This window comes from Streptacidiphilus albus JL83, assembly GCF_000744705.1.
In the GTDB taxonomy this organism is placed as follows: Bacteria; Actinomycetota; Actinomycetes; order Streptomycetales; family Streptomycetaceae; genus Streptacidiphilus; species Streptacidiphilus albus.
Genome location: NZ_JQML01000001.1, coordinates 3,517,157 through 3,532,185 on the forward strand (window position 1 = coordinate 3,517,157; position 15,029 = coordinate 3,532,185).

Genomic DNA, 15,029 nt, shown 5'->3' on the forward strand with positions numbered 1-15,029 from the left:
AACCCGCCACCGCTGTCCGCCGCGCCGGCTACCCGGTGCAGGCGGGCAGTTCGGCGACGTTCCCGGAACGGATGTCGGCGAGGTCCTGCAGCGCTCCGGAGAGCGTGGTGACCTTGATCAGCCGGAGTCCGGACGGGGTGTTCGCCGAGGCCTCGGCGCAGTTCTGCGCGGGGGTGAAGAAGTACTGCGCCCCGGCCTTGCGGGCAGCGATGATCTTCATCGAGATGCCGCCGATCGGGCCGACGTTGCCGCTGTCGTCGATGGTCCCGGTGCCGGCCACGAACTTGCCGCCGGTCAGGTTCACCGGCTGCAGCTTGTCGATGATGCCCAGCGAGAACATCAGCCCCGCGCTGGGGCCGCCGACGTCGCCCAGGTTGATGTTGATGGTGAACGGGAAGCTGTGCTCGGTCCCCGGCTCGATGCCCACCATGGCCTTGCCGGTGCTGGGGTTCTTCACCGTGGCGACGGTGACCTGCTGCTGGTCGCCGGCCGGCTTGCCGGGCGGGACGACGGTGAAGACCACGTCCGAACCCGGCGGGTGCTCGGTGATCAGCGCCGCGACCTGGTTGGGGTCGCTGCCGACCTTGGTGCCGTTCACCGCCGTGATCACGTCGCCCGCGTGCAGCTTGCCGACCGAGGGGCCGCCCTCGACCACCGCGCCGACCACGATCTCGGTGGTCACCGGGATGCCCAGCTCGTTCAGCGCGGCGGCCTTGGCGCTGTCCTGCGAGGCGGTGAACTCCTCGGCGTTCTGCTGCTGGGACTGCTGCTGGGTCTGGTTGTCCGGGTAGAGCGTGTTGCTCGGGACGACGGCCACGTTCTTCTGCAGCCAGCCGCTCACCGCCTCGATCAGGTTCATCCGGTAGTCGGCGTCGGTGACCTCGACCGTGGTCATGTTGAGGTTGCCGGTGGTCGGATAGGTCTTCCGGCCGCTGATGGTGATCACCTGCTGACCGCTCTGGGTGCCGAGGGTGTTGTAGGTGGGACCCGGACTCATCTCCGAGTAGGGCACCTTGATCAGCGCAGCGGCGAGGAGCAGCGCTATCAGCAACAGCGTGGAGGCGAGCATCGTCGCGGAGCGGCGTGGCATGGGACGACAGTACGGGACAGCCTCCGGCGTGCGCCCCCCGGAGTGGGCATCCGGACGCCGACCCGGCCTAGGTCGGGTCCGAGCCGTCCCGTTCCATGGCCTCGCGGAAGCGCTGGTAACCGGCGAGGGAGTCGCTGTCGGCGGTGGTCCGGGTGCGGCCCGACCAGCGGACCCAGACCCAGGCGAGGAGTCCGGCGACCAGCGGGATGATCCACCAGGCGAGTGCACCCATGCCGTTCTCCCAGTCCGTCGTCACTGCACCGGTCGTACCTGACAGCAGACTAACTGCTCATCACGACAACGACCTTGGGAGCATCCGGGTCACGGCCCCGGCCGCACCGCCGCAGCCTGCGGCGCACCCGACCCCGGCGCTTCCGGGGACGGGTTCGGCCGGGCGGGTGACGGGGCGTCGGGTCGGGCGGTCAGCAGGCGGAGACCCACTCCTCGGTCCCGTCCGCGAAGCGCTGGTGCTTCCAGATCGGCACGGTGTGCTTGAGGTCGTCGATCAGTCGGCGGGCGGCCTCGAAGGCCTCGCCCCGGTGCACGCAGGAGACGGCGACTATCACCGCGACATCGCCGACCTGGAGCGCTCCCAGCCGGTGCACGGCCGCCAGCGCCACCACCGGGAAGTCGGCCACGACCTTCTCGGCCACCCGGCGCAGCTCCTGCTCGGCACTGGGGTGCGCGCTGTACTCCAGCCGGACCACGTCCTTGCCGGCGTCGTGGTCGCGGACCGCGCCGACGAACACCGTGGTCCCGCCCGCCTCGGGGTCGGCCACGGCGGTGTGGACCTCGTCCAGCGAGAGCGGGGTGTCCCGCAGGGCCAGCAGGCGGATGGGGTCGGCCAGGTCGTCCTTCATGCTGTCCATGATGGCCGAAACATGCAGCAATTCGGCAGGGGGTTCCGTATCGTGGATACAACATTCCACTGTCGAACCGGTCACATTCGCCTCCGCTTGCGCGCCCGGCGCACCAGCGCCGCCGTGCCGACCAGCGCCACCGTCGCCCCGGCCGCCCCCAGGGTGGTCGCCGCGTCCTTGCCGCCGAGCCGGCGGCCGGCCACCGCGTGCTTGCCGGAGACCTGCTCCAGCAGTTCACCGAGGGCCTGCTCGTTGGTGTGCGCCGGACGCCAGCCGGCCTCGTGCAGCCGGCTGCCGGAGACCACCCACGGGTACATGGTGTAGGCGAGGTCGCCGGCCGGGGCCGGGGTCAGACCGAGCCGGTGCAGCCGCGCGGCGGTGCCGAGGGCGAGCGCGGCGGGGAGTTCCATCCGGCGGATGCCGGTGATCTCCTCCACCTCCTCCTGCTCCAGCCAGCCGTCGCAGCCGACCGTGACCTCGCCCTCGACCAGGCCGAGGGCCGCGTACTCCAGCGCCGCAGCCAGGTCGTCCACGTGGCAGAACTGCCAGCAGGGCCGCGAACCGGCCACCACCAGCAGCCGGGGCGCCTCGAAGTGCCGGGTGAGCACGGTGTCCACACCGGGCCCGACCACCACCGCCGGGCGCAGCACCGTGACCGAGAGGCCGGGGTGGGCGTGCGGGGCGCGCCGGCCCAGCCGCTCGATCTCCAGCAGGTCGCCGACGAGCGAGGCCTCCTCGGTGGCCCGCAGCGGCGCGTCCTCCGCCAGCGGCACCTCGTTGTCGGCCAGCGCCCCGTAGACCATCGCCGAGGTGCAGAGCACCACCCGGTGCACCCCGGCCGCCGCGGCGGCGGTGAGCACGGTCTGGGTGCCGCGCACATTGAAGGCGCTGCGGGCCTTGGGATCGGTCGCCATGCCGAGGTCCAGTGCCAGGTGGACGACCACGTCCACGCCGGCCAGCCGCTCGGCCACGGCCGGGTCGCGGACGTCCAGCACCCGCCACTGGACGCCGGTGACCTGGCCCCGGCGCTCGTCGATGGCGAGCACCCGGCGCACCGCGGACGAGCCGGCCAGCCGGGCGGCCAGCCGCTCGCCGATGCCCGAGGCGGCCCCGGTCACGGCGACGACGAGCGGTGGCCCGTCGTACCTGGGGCCCGCAGCGGTCGCCTCCGCACCTTCCGGCGCGCCCTCCGGAGCGTCCTGACCGCACTGCTCAGCGGTCAGCCCAGAGCGAACGTGCGAAGGTGGGGAACTCACCGGCTCTCCTCCACGGTTAGTTTTGATGCGTACGTAAGTGTCACGTACCGACCATCCTGCCCGAGGCGGAGGCATGGCGGTGCACCCGGCACGGGGGCGACCGGCAGCGACCGGAAACCGACCGTTCCGCTGCACCCGCCGCACCCCGGGCCGGACCGCCCCTCCCCGCCGCACCCCAACCTCGCGACGGCCGACGAGATCGAGGCAACTCGTGAGCGATTTCCCCTTCGGCTTCGGCCTCCCGCCCGAGGAGCCCGAGGACGGCAAGGAGCGAGGCGAATCCGGGTCGGGCAAGTCGGGCTCCGGCTCTTCCGGCTCCGGATCGTCCGGCGGTCCGGCCAACCCCTTCGGCTTCGGCTTTCCCGGGCTGCCCGGCGGCACCGGCTCCGGCAATCCGCTGGAGGGCCTCTTCGGTGCGATGAACCCCGGCGACATCGGCGCCGCCTTCCAGCAACTCGGCCAGATGCTCTCCTTCGAGGGCGGTCCGGTCAACTGGGAGCTGGCCAAGAACCTGGCCCGGCAGGCCGTCGTCCAGGGCGCCGAGGACGGCTCGAAGGACCGTTCGGTAGGTGAGTCCGAGCGGGCCGCCGTCTCCGAGGCGATCCGGCTGGCCGAGCTGTGGCTGGATTCGGCCACCTCACTGCCGGTGGGCGCGAGCAGCGCCGTGGCCTGGAGCCGCGCCGAGTGGATCGAGGCGACCCTGCCGGTCTGGAAGGAGCTGGTCGACCCGGTCGCCGAGCGCGTGGCCGGGGCCATGGGCGGGGTCGTCCCGGAGGAGATGCAGGCCATGGCCGGCCCGCTGCTGGGCGTGATGCGCAGCATGGGCGGGGCGATGTTCGGTTCGCAGATCGGCCAGGCCCTGGGCGCACTGGCGGCCGAGGTGCTCGGCTCCACCGATGTCGGGCTGCCGCTCGGACCGGCCGGCAAGGCCGCGCTGCTGCCGCAGAACATCGAGGCGCTGGGCGAGGGGCTGTCCGTCCCGGCCTCCGAGGTCCGGCTCTACCTGGCCCTGCGCGAGGCCGCCCACCAGCGGCTCTTCGTCCATGTGCCCTGGCTGCGGCAGCACCTCTTCGGCGCCGTCGAGGCCTATGCGCGCGGGATCAAGGTCGACACCGCCCGGCTGGAGGACCTGGTCGGCCAGATCGACCCGACCAATCCCGAGGCGCTGCAGGAGGCCATGACCGGCGGCCTGTTCGAACCCGAGGACACCCCCGAGCAGAAGGCCGCGCTGGCCCGGCTGGAGACCGCGCTGGCCCTGGTCGAGGGCTGGGTGGACGCGGTGGTGCACGCCGCGGCCGCGCCGCACCTGCCGCACGCCGCGGCGCTCCGGGAGACCCTGCGCCGGCGCCGGGCGACCGGCGGCCCGGCGGAGCAGACCTTCGCCACCCTGGTCGGCCTGGAGCTGCGGCCGCGCCGGCTGCGGGACGCCTCCCGGCTGTGGGCCTCGCTGGCCGACGCCAGGGGCGCGGACGGGCGCGACGCGCTCTGGGAGCACCCGGACATGCTGCCGACCGCCAAGGACCTGGACGACCCGGACGGCTTCGTCCACGGCGCCGACGTGCCGGAGCTGAGCGAGGGCATCGACTTCTCCAAGCTGGACGAGATGCTGGGCCGGGCCGCGGAGGCCGCCGCCCACGACGCCCAGCACGGCGGTCCGGCCCCCGAGGAGGGCCAGGACGGCCGGGCGGACGAGAAGGGCAAGGACGGCCAGGACGGCACGGGCGGTTCGGCCGGCGAGGGCGGTACCGGCGCGTGAGCGGTCTCCACCAGGACGCCGTCCGCTCCCTCCAGGACTGGACGGCGCCGGACCCGGAGCAGGACCTGCTGCGCCGCGACTACCTCGACCACCTGCTGGAGCGGTCGGACGGCATGTACCGCTCCTGCCGCCCGGCGCACATCACCGCGAGCGCGCTGGTGGTGGACATCGAGCGCGGGCGGGTACTGCTCACCCTCCACCCCAAGGTGGGCCGCTGGCTCCAGCTCGGCGGCCACTGCGAGCCGGAGGACGCCACCCTGGCGGCCGCGGCGCTCCGCGAGGCCACCGAGGAGTCCGGCATCACCGTCGGCCTCGCGCTGTTCCCGGCCACCGGGCCGCAGGCCGCCGGACCGCAGGCCGCCGGACCGCAGCCGGTCAAGCTCGACCGGCACGCGGTCCACTGCGCCGGCCGGGACCAGCCGGAGAACTCCCACCTGGACGTCCAGTACCTGGTGACGGCTCCGGCCGACGCGGTGGCCGAGATCAGCGAGGAGTCGCTGGACCTGCGCTGGTTCGGCTTCGACGCGCTGCCCCGGCTCACCGACGACTCGGTCAGGGACCTGGTCGCCCGGGCCCAGAAGCTGCTCTGACCCGGAGGCCGCTCCGGGCGGCCGCGGCGGCGGGACCGGCCGCCGCCGTTACTGGACCGGCTCGCGGTCGTGGCCGGACTCGGCCCGGGGGCCCGGCACGTGCGGCAGTCGGGCCGCCGCGACCACGCCCTCCAGGTAGCCGCGGGCGCGCTCGGTGCGCGGGTAGGAGTCGAGCAGCGCCCAGAACTCCCGGCCGTGGTCCGCTATCAGCAGGTGCGCCAGCTCGTGCAGCAGCACGTAGTCGACGACGTACTCGGGCATGCCCTGCAGCCGGTGCGAGAGCCGGATGGTGCCCTCGGTCGGGGTGCAGGAGCCCCAGCGGGTGTTCTGGTTGGTGACCCAGCGGACGCTCACCGGCACCGCCCGCGCGTCCAGGTAGCGGGTGGACAGCTCGGCCGCCCGCGCCGTCAACGCGTCGTCGCCGAGGACCTGCCGGCTCTCCTGGGCGGCGAGCTTGTCCAGCATCAGCGCGACCCAGCGCTTCTCCTCCGCCACGGACATCCGGGCCGGGATCAGCACCACCGTACGGTCGCCCTCCCGGTAGGCGGAGACGGTCCGGCTGCGGCGGGCGCTACGGCGCACCTCGACAGCCTGTGTCGCGGGGAGGTTCTCGGATGCGACCGGAACGCGCCGACGCGGCACAGAAGCACGGGAGTCCGGTCCGGCTGCCACGCGCCAGACGTTACCTGCTGGGGGTGACAGAAGTCCTGCCTTCGTGGCCGATTTGTGCGAGTGCTTGCGAACGTCCGGGGTCCTGAATGCGACGAATTCGCGGCATAGGCGACCGAATCACAAGCGGATCATCGGACCACGACCCCCAGCCTGTGGATAACTCTTCGCACGTTGTTCACCGATCGGCCAAGCTCGTCCCGGGTGGCCGAATCCGGCCGCGAAGGGAGAGCAGCGACCATGCGCACCGACGTCCGCACCGAGTCCGAGCCCGCCGGCCAGCCGCAGCGGCCGTGTCTGAAGCCGGCGCTGCGCCGGGCCTGGCGGGACCGGACCACCCTCCAGTTCGGCATCGGCGACGCCCACACCGCGGTACTGGAATCGGCCACCCCGGCCGACGCCGCCTTCCTCGACCTGCTGGACGGCACCCGGGAGCTCCCGGCGCTGACCGCCGCCGCGGCCGGGCTCGGGGTGGACGCGGACCGGGTGCACCGGCTGCTGGGCGAGCTCCGCGCCTCGGAGGTGCTGGACGACGGCGGGGCCCAGCGCCCGCTGCTGGAGCTCCCGCCGCGGGAACGGGCCCGGCTGGCCCCGGACCTGGCGGCGCTGTCGCTGGCCCATCCGCGTCCCGGCGCCGCTCCCCGGCTGCTGCTGGCCCGCCGCCGGGCCCGGGTCCAGGTCCACGGCGCGGGCCGGGTGGGCGCGGCCCTGGCCGGGGTGCTGGCGGCGGCCGGGGTCGGCCAGGTCCAGGTGCTGGACGGCGGGCGGGTGCTGGACCAGGACAGCTCGCCCTGCGGAATCTCCCCGGCGGACACCGGCCGTCCCCGGGCGGCCGCGGCCCGGGCCGCCCTGCGCCGGGCGGCCCCGGATCCGCCGGACCAGCTGGCCGGCCGGCTGCGCGCGCCGGACCTGGTCGTGCTGGCGCCGAGGGGCGACGCCTCCGGACTGCTGCCCGATCCCGCGCTCAGCCAGGAACTGATGCGCAGCGGCACCCCGCACCTCTACGCCGGGGTGCTGGAGACGACGGGCAGCGTCGGCCCCTTCGTCCTGCCCGGGCAGAGCGCCTGCGGCCACTGCCTGTCGCTGCTGCGCTCGGACCGGGACCCGGCCTGGCCGGTGCTGCTGGCCCAGCACTGCTCGGGCCGCTCCGGCTCCGTCCCGGCCTGCGACACGGCCCTGGCGACGACCGTCGCCGGGCTGGCCGCCCTGCACTGCCTGATCTATCTGGACGGCGGATCGCCGCCCAGCGTGGGCGCCCGGGTGGAGGTCTCCATGGTCGACGGCTCGATGCGGCGGCACCGGCTCGGCCCCCATCCGGACTGCGGCTGCTGCTGGGCGTCCGGGACCGAGGGCGCTTGGGGGGACAATGATGGCAGTGCCTGACTCGTCGACTGGGAGGCAAGCGTGAGCGATCTTCCGCGGAAAGCCGTGACCCGTACGGCCAAGCTCGCGGCTCTCCCCCTGGGGATGGCCGGGCGAGCGACCCTGGGCTTCGGCAAGCGGATGGGCGGTCGGCCCGCCGACGTCGTCGCAGCCGAGATGCAGCAGCGCACCGCCGACCAACTCTTCAAGACCCTGGGCGAGTTGAAGGGCGGTGCGATGAAGTTCGGGCAGGCCCTGTCGGTCTTCGAGGCCGCCCTGCCGGAGGAGGTGGCCGGCCCCTACCGGGCCGCGCTGACCAAGCTCCAGGAGGCCGCCCCGCCGATGCCGGCGGCCTCGGTGCACGCCGTGCTCGCCGCCAGCCTCGGCCCGGACTGGCGCGGGCTCTTCCGCGACTTCGACGAGAAGCCGGCGGCGGCGGCCTCCATCGGCCAGGTCCACCGCGCGGTCTGGCACGACGGGCGGGAGGTCGCCGTCAAGGTCCAGTACCCGGGGGCCGGGCAGGCTCTGCTCTCCGACCTCACCCAGCTCGGCCGGGTCGCCCGGCTGATCGGCCCGATGGTCCCGGGGCTGGATGTGAAGCCGCTGATCAGCGAGCTGCGCAACCGGGTCACCGAGGAGCTCGACTACGCCCTGGAGGCCGAGTCCCAGCAGCTCCACGCCGAGGAGTTCGCCGACGACCCGGACATCACCGTCCCCGGCGTGGTCGCCCAGGGCGAGCAGGTCCTGGTCACCGAGTGGATGGCGGGCGTGCCGCTCTCCGAGGTGATCGTCGGCGGCAGCCGGGAGCAGCGCGACCGGGCCGGGCAGTTGCTGGCCCGCTTCCTCTTCGCCGGACCGGCCCGGACCGGACTGCTCCACGCCGACCCGCACCCGGGCAACTTCCGGCTGCTGGTGGACGACGGGCCCGCCTCCGGCTGGCGGCTCGGGGTGCTCGACTTCGGCACCGTGGACCGGCTGCCGGAGGGACTGCCGGAGCCCGTGGGCGCCGCCCTGCGGATGGCCCTGGAGGGGGACGCCGCCGGGGTGCTGGAGATGCTCCGGCAGGAGGGCTTCGTCAAGCCGACGATCTCGCTCGACCCGGATGCCGTCCTGGACTACCTGCTGCCCATCATCGAGCCGGCCGCAGTGGACGAGTTCCACTTCACCCGGGGCTGGATGCGCTCCCAGGCGGCGCGGATCGGCGACCCCCGCTCCCCCGCGTACACCCTGGGCCGCCAGCTCAACCTGCCGCCCTCGTACCTGCTGATCCACCGGGTGACGCTGAGCACCATCGGGGTGCTCAGCCAGCTGGACGCCTGTGCGCCGCTCCGCGCCGAACTGCTGGAGTGGCTCCCGGGCTTCGCCCCGGACGCGGACTGGGACGGGGACGGCCCGGCGGGCCACGACGAGGCGCCGGCCGTGGACTGGGCCGAGGTCTGAGGGCTCGGCTCGGCGCGGTGCGAAAAGCCCGCAGGCCCGGGCGGAATGTCCGCTCCGGGCCTGCCGAATGAATGTCTGTGCTGACGACTGCTGCTACTACCGCATCACGACTACTGCATCACGACGCCGGCCAGGGCCCGGCGGGCCCTGAGCGAGGCGCGCTCGGCGCGGCGCCTGAGCCACAGCGCACGCGCCAGCCGTTCGTGCTCGGCCTCCTGGAGGCGTTCTTGGAGATGGACACGGGCCAGGGCTTCGGGCATGAGTTGCATGTGGAGACTCCGGTTCGGGGTGAGTTCGTGGACGGCGCTGCGCGCCTCGTCGATCGGCTGGGTGAGGGTCTGGGACATTGCTGCCTGCTTGTCGGACGTCGGATCGGTGGACGGGTTGTGGATGGGCCGGATCGCCCGGTCGCTGCGCGCGGTGGCCTCTCGGACCGACCTGCGCAGGGTGTTCGCGGAGCTGACTCGAGGGTTCACGCGACGACCTCGCTCTTGCGCGGACGGCCCCGGGGCCGCTTCCGGGCCACGACGACACCCTGGACGAACAGCTCGCCGCCCCAGACGCCCCACGGCTCCCGACGCTCCAGCGCGCCCTGCAGACAGGCCGCCTTCACCGGGCAGGTCCCGCAGAGGGTCTTCGCGTACTCGACGTCGGCGGGGGTCTCCGCGAAGAAGACCTCGGGGTCGAGGGAGCGGCACGGGATGGGGGCGCCGAGTGTCTCGGTGTCGTCGAACGCGGTGATCTGCATGAGTGATACCTCCGGGGGGTGGGCCAGGCCGAGGGGTGGGACGTACTGGACGGGCGGGGCGGGCGGGGTGATGACGGGGGACACGTCGACTCCTAGGTGTGCTCTGGCGTGGCGGAGGTGGTGGGACGAGAAGCTGGGGCAAACAGAAGGGCCGCGGATCCCGAGTGGGATTCCGCGGCCCTGGATTGCCGACCTGATTCAGGATCAGGTTCGTTCTTTCCAGGGTCCAGGCCCGCGGAAGGCCCACATCGTGTGCTGCTGCTCGGACTGCTGCTTCGCCGACCGGTGGTTTCCGGCACCCGCTGCATACTCGTGGCCGTCTTCGACGACTACTGCTGCTACGGATGCCAACATCGGTCGCTCATCGCGAATCGCACCAAGACCATTGCCGGCCAGCGGCAGATCACTGCCGCCGCCGAGAACCGCGTCCAGACCGGCGCCGGAGCCGAAGCCGGCGGCAAAGCCGGACTCGGGCAGGGACACAACGGACTTCATGGACACAGCGGGCATGCCGGGGCAGGCGGCGGCCGTGATCGTCAGGCCAGTCGTTTTGATCATGGTCGTAGTCACAATGTCCGCCTCCTTTCGGCGTGCTCGGGACTCGGCGGGCCGAGTCCTTCGGATGGGCAGGGTCTCAAACGGTGGTGCGGATGGTGCGGGTAATGCGCAGAACAGTGCCCGCGCCGGAAGTGACCCGGCTGGGCCGACGATCTCGTCTCCTTGACCGTCTCCGGCACGCTAGTGCGCTCCGGACCGCCGACGCAAACTATTTTCCGAGCGAGTTCTGATCGGGTCCGCTCTCGTCCCAGAGGTCCGAGATGTCCCCCGGCTGTGAGCTCCGGGTGGGCAGTGATTCGGACCCCGACGAGTCCGCACCAGACAACGACAGCACGGCCGCCCCGTACTTGTCCAGCTTCGCCCGGCTCACTCCGGCGATTCGGGACAGGTCCGTGACCGAGCCCGGAGCGTCCTCGGCGATGGCCGCCAGGGTGGCGTCGGTGAAGACGCAGTAGTCGGGCAGCCCCTGCTCCTTGGCCTGGATCGCGCGCCAGTGCAGCAGCCGCTCGTACAGTCCCTCGTCCCGGTCCCAGGGGCAGCTGTCGCAGCGGCGCAGCTTGCGCTCGACCGCTGCGGTCAGCACCCGGCCGCAGACCCGGCAGGTCAGCGGCGCCCGGCTGCGGCGCACCGCGGCGGGTCCGGTCGGCCCCGCGCCCGCCGTCCGGCCGGAGCCGGTCACCGAGCCGGCCCCGGCGAACCCCCCGGAGAACCCTCCACCGCCCCGGGCCGCGCGCGAGCCCGAGGAGCCCGGCCGCAGCCCGTCCAGGAAGCGCGACGGCTGCCGGCTCGCCCGGCCGCCCGGGGAGCGCGCCAGCGCCCAGGAGAGACCGAGGTGCGCCCGCGCGCGGGTGACGCCGACGTAGAGCAGTCGGCGCTCCTCCTCGACCTGTTCGTCGGTCTTGGCATAGGTGATCGGCACCATCCCCTCGGTGAGGCCGACCAGGAACACCGCGTCCCACTCCAGGCCCTTGGCCGAGTGCAGCGAGGCGAGGGTGACCCCCTCGACGGCGGGGGCGTGCTGCGCCACCGCCCGCGCGTCGAGCTCGGTGACGTAGGCGGCCAGATCGGCGGGCAGCCCGCCGGCATGGCGGCCGGCCTCGAACTCCTCCGCCAGCCGGACCAGCGCGGCCAGTGACTCCCAGCGGTCGCGGACCGCGCCGGAGCCGGCCGGGGGCGTGAGGGTGAACCCCCGGGTCGACAGCACCGCGCGGACCTGCTCGGCCAGGGACTCCTGGACGCCGTCCAGCAGCGGGTCACTGCCCGCCCGCGCCGCACCGCGCAGCAGCATCCCGGCCTCGCGGACCTCGGGGCGCTCGAAGAAGCGCTCGGCCCCGCGCAGCTGGTAGGCGATCCCGAGGTCGGCCAGCGCCTGCTCGTAGACGGCGGACTGGCCGTTGATCCGGAACAGCACCGCGATCTCGCTCGCCCGCACCCCCGACTCCAGCAGCGCGGCGATCCGCTTGGCGGTGCCCTCGGCCTCGCCCGGCTCGTCCTGGTACTCGGTGTAGGACGGGTCGGGACCGGCCCCGCGCTGCGAGACCAGCTCCAGCCGGTTGGCGGCGGCCCGGCCGCGCGCCTGCGCCAGCAGCCCGTTGGCCAGGTGCACCACCTGCGGGGTGGAGCGGTAGTCGCGGACCAGCTTCACCACCGTGGCGTCCGGGTGCTTCAGCCGGAAGTCCAGCAGGTAGGCGGGGGTCGCCCCGGTGAACGAGTAGATGGTCTGGCTGGCGTCGCCGACCACGCAGAGGCTGGAGCGCGGGCCGAGCCAGAGGTCGAGCAGCCGCTGCTGGAGCGGCGAGACGTCCTGGTACTCGTCCACCACGAAGTGCTGGTACTGCGCCCGGACCTGCTCCGCGACCTCGACCCGGTCCTCCAGCACGGCGACCGCCAGCAGCAGCACGTCCTCGAAGTCGATCACCCCCCGGTCCCGCTTCAGCTCCTCGTAGGCCTTGTAGACCTGACGGATCTCGGCCGGGTCGCGCGGGGCTTCGCGACCGGCCCGGCGGACGGCGGCGGGGTAGTCCTCGGGGACGGTCTGGGTGACCTTGGCCCATTCGATCTCGCCGGTGAGGTCCCGCAGTTCGGACCGGTCCACCCGGAGCCGGCTGCGGGCGGCGGCCTCGGCGACCAGCTGCACCTTGCGCTCCACCAGCCGGGGCAGCTCCCCGCCGACCACCCGCGGCCAGAAGAACTGGAGCTGCCGCAGCGCGGCCGAGTGGAAGGTCCGGGCCTGGACGCCCTCCGCCCCCAGCTCGCGCAGCCGGCCGCGCATCTCCCCGGCCGCGCGGGCAGTGAAGGTCACCGCGAGCACCCGCTGCGGCTGCATCACGCCGCTGCGCACCCCGTAGGCGATCCGGTGGGTGATGGCGCGGGTCTTCCCGGTCCCGGCTCCCGCGAGGACGCAGACGGGCCCCTCCAGGGCCGTCGCGACGGCCCGCTGCTCGGGGTCGAGCCCGGCGAGCACCGCGTCGGCGTCCAGCGGCCGACCCCCGCCGAGGGGGATGCCGCCGCGGAGGGCGTCGGGGAGGGGCTGCGCGCCCGGGAGCTCAACCTGCATGCGCCCATCCTCTCAAGCCCGGCGGGCAACCGGACCGGAGTTGTCCACAGGCCCGGTGTGCTGGTCCGATCGGATGCCCGCGATCCCGGCCCGGGCCGCCCCGCCCGTTGGAATGTTCGCGGGTTCCCGTATGTTCCATGGGTGCCCGGCCCCGGCCCCGGAGAGCCGTCCGCAACGCCTGACGAAGGAGCGACTCGATGCCCGCGACGATCACCATGTACAGCACCACCTGGTGCGGTTACTGCCGTCGGCTGAAGACCCAGCTCGACCGCGAGGGCATCGGCTACACCGAGGTCAACATCGAGGAGGACCCGGCGTCGGCGGACTTCGTGGAGAAGGTCAACGGCGGCAACCAGGTGGTGCCGACGGTGCTCTTCCCGGACGGCTCGGCGCTGACCAACCCCTCGCTGGCCCAGGTCAAGGCCAAGCTCGCGAGCTGAGCCGCCGGGCCGACGGCCCGCGGCCCCGGTGCCCCTCCGCCCCGGTCGGCGCGGAGGGGCACTTTGCTGTCCGCCCGCATGTCCGCCCGCCCGCTTGTCCGCATGTCCGCTTGTCCGCATGTCCGCAGGTCCGCCCGCCCGCCGCGTTCCGGTCACTCGCCCGGGCGCTCGCCGAGGGCGTAGACCAGCCGGTTCCGGTCGGCGCAGTAGCGGGTCTCGGAGACCCGGACCGGACCGGCCTCGGTGAACCCGGTGCGGAGCTGAACCAGCAGCGGGACGCCCGGCCCGGCCTGGAACCACTGGGCCTCCTCCGGGTTGGGCATCCGCGCGGCCAGTTCGTCCACGCAGCCGATCTCGACGTGGCCGGCCTCGCCGAGGGCCACCTCGTCCCCGCCGTCCACCGGGTCGGGGTCCATCAGGGCCGTACCGGCGGCCAGGCCGACCGGGTAGTGGCTCTCCTCGATGGACCAGGGCTCGCCGTCCATGTGCCGCAGCACCCGGCGCAGCACGACCGCCTCACCGGCCTTGATCCGCAGCCGATCGGTGATGTCGGTGGTCGCTCGTACGATCAGCATCTGGAAGTCGGCCGTCAATTTCCGACCGGCCCGCTCGGCCTCTTCCGCATATGCCGCGGAGGGGGTGGTCAGCGGGGTTCTCCGACCGGGAACGGAAGGTGATGTGTATGCATGGTGATCGAGGACCGGATGATCCTTGAGGTAGGTTCCTTTTCCCTGGACACGAATCAGCAGACCCTCATTGACCAGGACGTCAACCGCCAGTCGGACTGTATTACGAGCTACCCCGTACTGGCTTTCCAGTTCGCTTTCGACCGGCAGCGACTCGCCGCTCTGCCACTCTCCGGTCATGATCCGACGGCGCAGATCTGCGGCCAGCCGCTGGTATTTGGGAGCCTGTCCGGGGCCACGGGAAATGTTCACTCAGCGAATGTAGCCATTCGGCTTGCGCCGCACCCGAGAAACCAGCCAACATAAGTCAAGATTGGGGCAATCCCTACTATTCCAACCACTTGCAATCAGGAGCCACCTATGCACCGGATGGAGCAGTGACATCGGGGGGAAGACCTCCGGGACACCACCCGTGCAGCACCCACCAGCCACCTCGCAAGCCGGAGCAGCCACGATGAATCACCGGAGAGCCTGGGCCGCGATCGCCTCCTTCCCGCCGAACCCCGAGAACGTCGCGCACGCCCGTCGGATCACCCGGACCGCACTGGCCGCCTGGGGCGTCCAGGAGCTGGCCGACAGCGCGGAGATGCTGGTCTCCGAGCTCGTCACCAACGCCCTGCGGTACGGGCGCGGGCCGGTCGATCTGACAATCGCCCTGTCCGGGGGCAGTCTGCGGATCGCCGTCGCCGACGAGGGACCGGCGATGCCGGTGCCGCGCGAGGCCGGGGACGACGCCCAGAACGGGCGCGGCCTGATGATCGTCGAGATGCTCGCCGACAGCTGGGAGGTCACCGTCCGGCTGACCGGCAAGACCGTGAGCTGCGTGCTGGCCCTGGAGCCCGCCCAGGCCGCCGCCGTGGCCGCGCGCGCGGCCTCCGGGACCGCTCCGGCGCTGGAGCAGGCGCTCGCCGCCGTCGTCGGCGCCGGGGCGGAAACGGCCGAAGGACGGCGGCCCCGTGTCCGCCCTTCGGGTGAACACGGGGCACGAGGCAAATAGGGGGCGTGCGGACCGGCCGC

Annotated in this window: 16 protein-coding genes and 1 pseudogene; 6 read left to right on the forward strand and 11 right to left on the reverse strand. The window is 73.0% G+C overall.

What is annotated here, in order from left to right; genetic code table 11:
- Positions 1–28: 28 nt before the first annotated feature.
- The 4 genes from BS75_RS15120 to BS75_RS15135 all read right to left on the reverse strand — a co-directional run bounded on the left by BS75_RS15120 (position 29) and on the right by BS75_RS15135 (position 3,206).
- Entirely contained in the window at positions 29–1,090 is a 1,062-nt protein-coding gene (locus tag BS75_RS15120) for a YlbL family protein (protein WP_034088605.1), read from the reverse strand.
- Between the two features lie 67 nt (positions 1,091–1,157).
- Positions 1,158–1,346 carry a hypothetical protein gene (locus BS75_RS15125; RefSeq protein ID WP_034088606.1) on the reverse strand — a complete coding sequence of 63 codons (189 nt, stop codon included), beginning with the start codon at positions 1,344–1,346 and terminating at the stop codon, positions 1,158–1,160.
- A 166-nt stretch (positions 1,347–1,512) separates the two neighbouring features.
- The gene (locus tag BS75_RS15130) at positions 1,513–1,950 is read right to left on the reverse strand and encodes a molybdenum cofactor biosynthesis protein MoaE (RefSeq protein WP_152646037.1); all 438 of its coding nucleotides are present in this window, start codon (positions 1,948–1,950) and stop codon (positions 1,513–1,515) included.
- Positions 1,951–2,030: 80 nt separating this feature from the next.
- A complete protein-coding gene (locus BS75_RS15135; RefSeq protein WP_174515069.1) occupies positions 2,031–3,206 on the reverse strand; it encodes an NAD-dependent epimerase/dehydratase family protein in 1,176 nt (391 codons plus the stop codon).
- Positions 3,207–3,417: 211 nt separating this feature from the next.
- Here BS75_RS15135 and BS75_RS15140 point away from each other — a divergent pair, with 211 nt between their 5' ends.
- Both BS75_RS15140 and BS75_RS15145 read left to right on the forward strand, forming a co-directional pair.
- Entirely contained in the window at positions 3,418–4,962 is a 1,545-nt protein-coding gene (locus tag BS75_RS15140) for a zinc-dependent metalloprotease (protein ID WP_034088609.1), read from the forward strand.
- Positions 4,959–5,552 carry an NUDIX hydrolase gene (locus BS75_RS15145; protein WP_034088610.1) on the forward strand — a complete coding sequence of 198 codons (594 nt, stop codon included), beginning with the start codon at positions 4,959–4,961 and terminating at the stop codon, positions 5,550–5,552. Before BS75_RS15140 ends, BS75_RS15145 begins: the two co-directional genes overlap by 4 nt.
- Positions 5,553–5,600: 48 nt before the next feature.
- Here the strand turns inward: BS75_RS15145 and BS75_RS15150 are convergent, their stop codons facing one another.
- Complete coding sequence (locus BS75_RS15150; RefSeq protein WP_081982333.1) at positions 5,601–6,224, reverse strand: M48 metallopeptidase family protein; 624 nt, start codon at positions 6,222–6,224, stop codon at positions 5,601–5,603.
- A gap of 237 nt (positions 6,225–6,461) precedes the next feature.
- On the opposite strand from BS75_RS15150, the gene BS75_RS15155 reads away from it, so the two are divergent.
- Both BS75_RS15155 and BS75_RS15160 read left to right on the forward strand, forming a co-directional pair.
- Positions 6,462–7,604 (forward strand): TOMM precursor leader peptide-binding protein, encoded by a 1,143-nt coding sequence (locus BS75_RS15155; protein WP_042439089.1) that lies wholly within the window; start codon positions 6,462–6,464, stop codon positions 7,602–7,604.
- A gap of 21 nt (positions 7,605–7,625) precedes the next feature.
- Complete coding sequence (locus BS75_RS15160) at positions 7,626–9,023, forward strand: ABC1 kinase family protein (RefSeq protein ID WP_034088612.1); 1,398 nt, start codon at positions 7,626–7,628, stop codon at positions 9,021–9,023.
- 110 nt (positions 9,024–9,133) lie between these two features.
- On the opposite strand, the gene BS75_RS15165 is transcribed toward BS75_RS15160, so the two are convergent.
- The 4 genes from BS75_RS15165 to BS75_RS15180 form a co-directional block, all read right to left on the reverse strand.
- Complete coding sequence (locus tag BS75_RS15165) at positions 9,134–9,424, reverse strand: hypothetical protein (RefSeq protein WP_034093086.1); 291 nt, start codon at positions 9,422–9,424, stop codon at positions 9,134–9,136.
- A gap of 71 nt (positions 9,425–9,495) precedes the next feature.
- Positions 9,496–9,798: a WhiB family transcriptional regulator gene (locus BS75_RS15170; protein WP_269330735.1), complete on the reverse strand. Its 303-nt coding sequence runs from the start codon at positions 9,796–9,798 to the stop codon at positions 9,496–9,498.
- A 177-nt stretch (positions 9,799–9,975) separates the two neighbouring features.
- Positions 9,976–10,341 carry a hypothetical protein gene (locus BS75_RS44275; protein WP_052069425.1) on the reverse strand — a complete coding sequence of 122 codons (366 nt, stop codon included), beginning with the start codon at positions 10,339–10,341 and terminating at the stop codon, positions 9,976–9,978.
- 196 nt (positions 10,342–10,537) lie between these two features.
- Positions 10,538–12,886 carry an ATP-dependent DNA helicase UvrD2 gene (locus tag BS75_RS15180; RefSeq protein ID WP_081982334.1) on the reverse strand — a complete coding sequence of 783 codons (2,349 nt, stop codon included), beginning with the start codon at positions 12,884–12,886 and terminating at the stop codon, positions 10,538–10,540.
- A 197-nt stretch (positions 12,887–13,083) separates the two neighbouring features.
- Between BS75_RS15180 and BS75_RS15185 the strand changes: the two genes are divergently transcribed.
- Positions 13,084–13,326, forward strand: coding sequence for a mycoredoxin (locus tag BS75_RS15185; protein WP_034088614.1), 243 nt, complete (start codon positions 13,084–13,086; stop codon positions 13,324–13,326).
- 152 nt (positions 13,327–13,478) lie between these two features.
- On the opposite strand, the gene BS75_RS50280 is transcribed toward BS75_RS15185, so the two are convergent.
- Together BS75_RS50280 and BS75_RS52195 are read right to left on the reverse strand one after the other, a co-directional pair.
- Entirely contained in the window at positions 13,479–13,901 is a 423-nt protein-coding gene (locus BS75_RS50280) for a UTRA domain-containing protein (RefSeq protein WP_231607780.1), read from the reverse strand.
- 201 nt (positions 13,902–14,102) lie between these two features.
- Positions 14,103–14,192, reverse strand: a pseudogene (locus tag BS75_RS52195) (GntR family transcriptional regulator); the annotation flags it as partial.
- Between the two features lie 274 nt (positions 14,193–14,466).
- Between BS75_RS52195 and BS75_RS44280 the strand changes: the two are divergent.
- Positions 14,467–15,009, forward strand: coding sequence for an ATP-binding protein (locus BS75_RS44280; protein ID WP_052069426.1), 543 nt, complete (start codon positions 14,467–14,469; stop codon positions 15,007–15,009).
- The last annotated feature ends 20 nt before the right edge of the window (positions 15,010–15,029 follow it).

Bases quoted from the DNA above. Each gene is read 5' to 3' on its own strand.
- BS75_RS15120 (WP_034088605.1), bottom strand. From the start codon at position 1,090: ATGCCACGCCGCTCCGCGACGATGCTCGCCTCCACGCTGTTGCTGATA.
- BS75_RS15130 (WP_152646037.1), bottom strand. From the start codon at position 1,950: ATGAAGGACGACCTGGCCGACCCCATCCGCCTGCTGGCCCTGCGGGAC.
- BS75_RS15155 (WP_042439089.1), top strand. From the start codon at position 6,462: ATGCGCACCGACGTCCGCACCGAGTCCGAGCCCGCCGGCCAGCCGCAG.
- BS75_RS15180 (WP_081982334.1), bottom strand. From the start codon at position 12,886: ATGCAGGTTGAGCTCCCGGGCGCGCAGCCCCTCCCCGACGCCCTCCGC.
- BS75_RS15185 (WP_034088614.1), top strand. From the start codon at position 13,084: ATGCCCGCGACGATCACCATGTACAGCACCACCTGGTGCGGTTACTGC.
- BS75_RS50280 (WP_231607780.1), bottom strand. From the start codon at position 13,901: ATGCTGATCGTACGAGCGACCACCGACATCACCGATCGGCTGCGGATC.
- BS75_RS44280 (WP_052069426.1), top strand. From the start codon at position 14,467: ATGAATCACCGGAGAGCCTGGGCCGCGATCGCCTCCTTCCCGCCGAAC.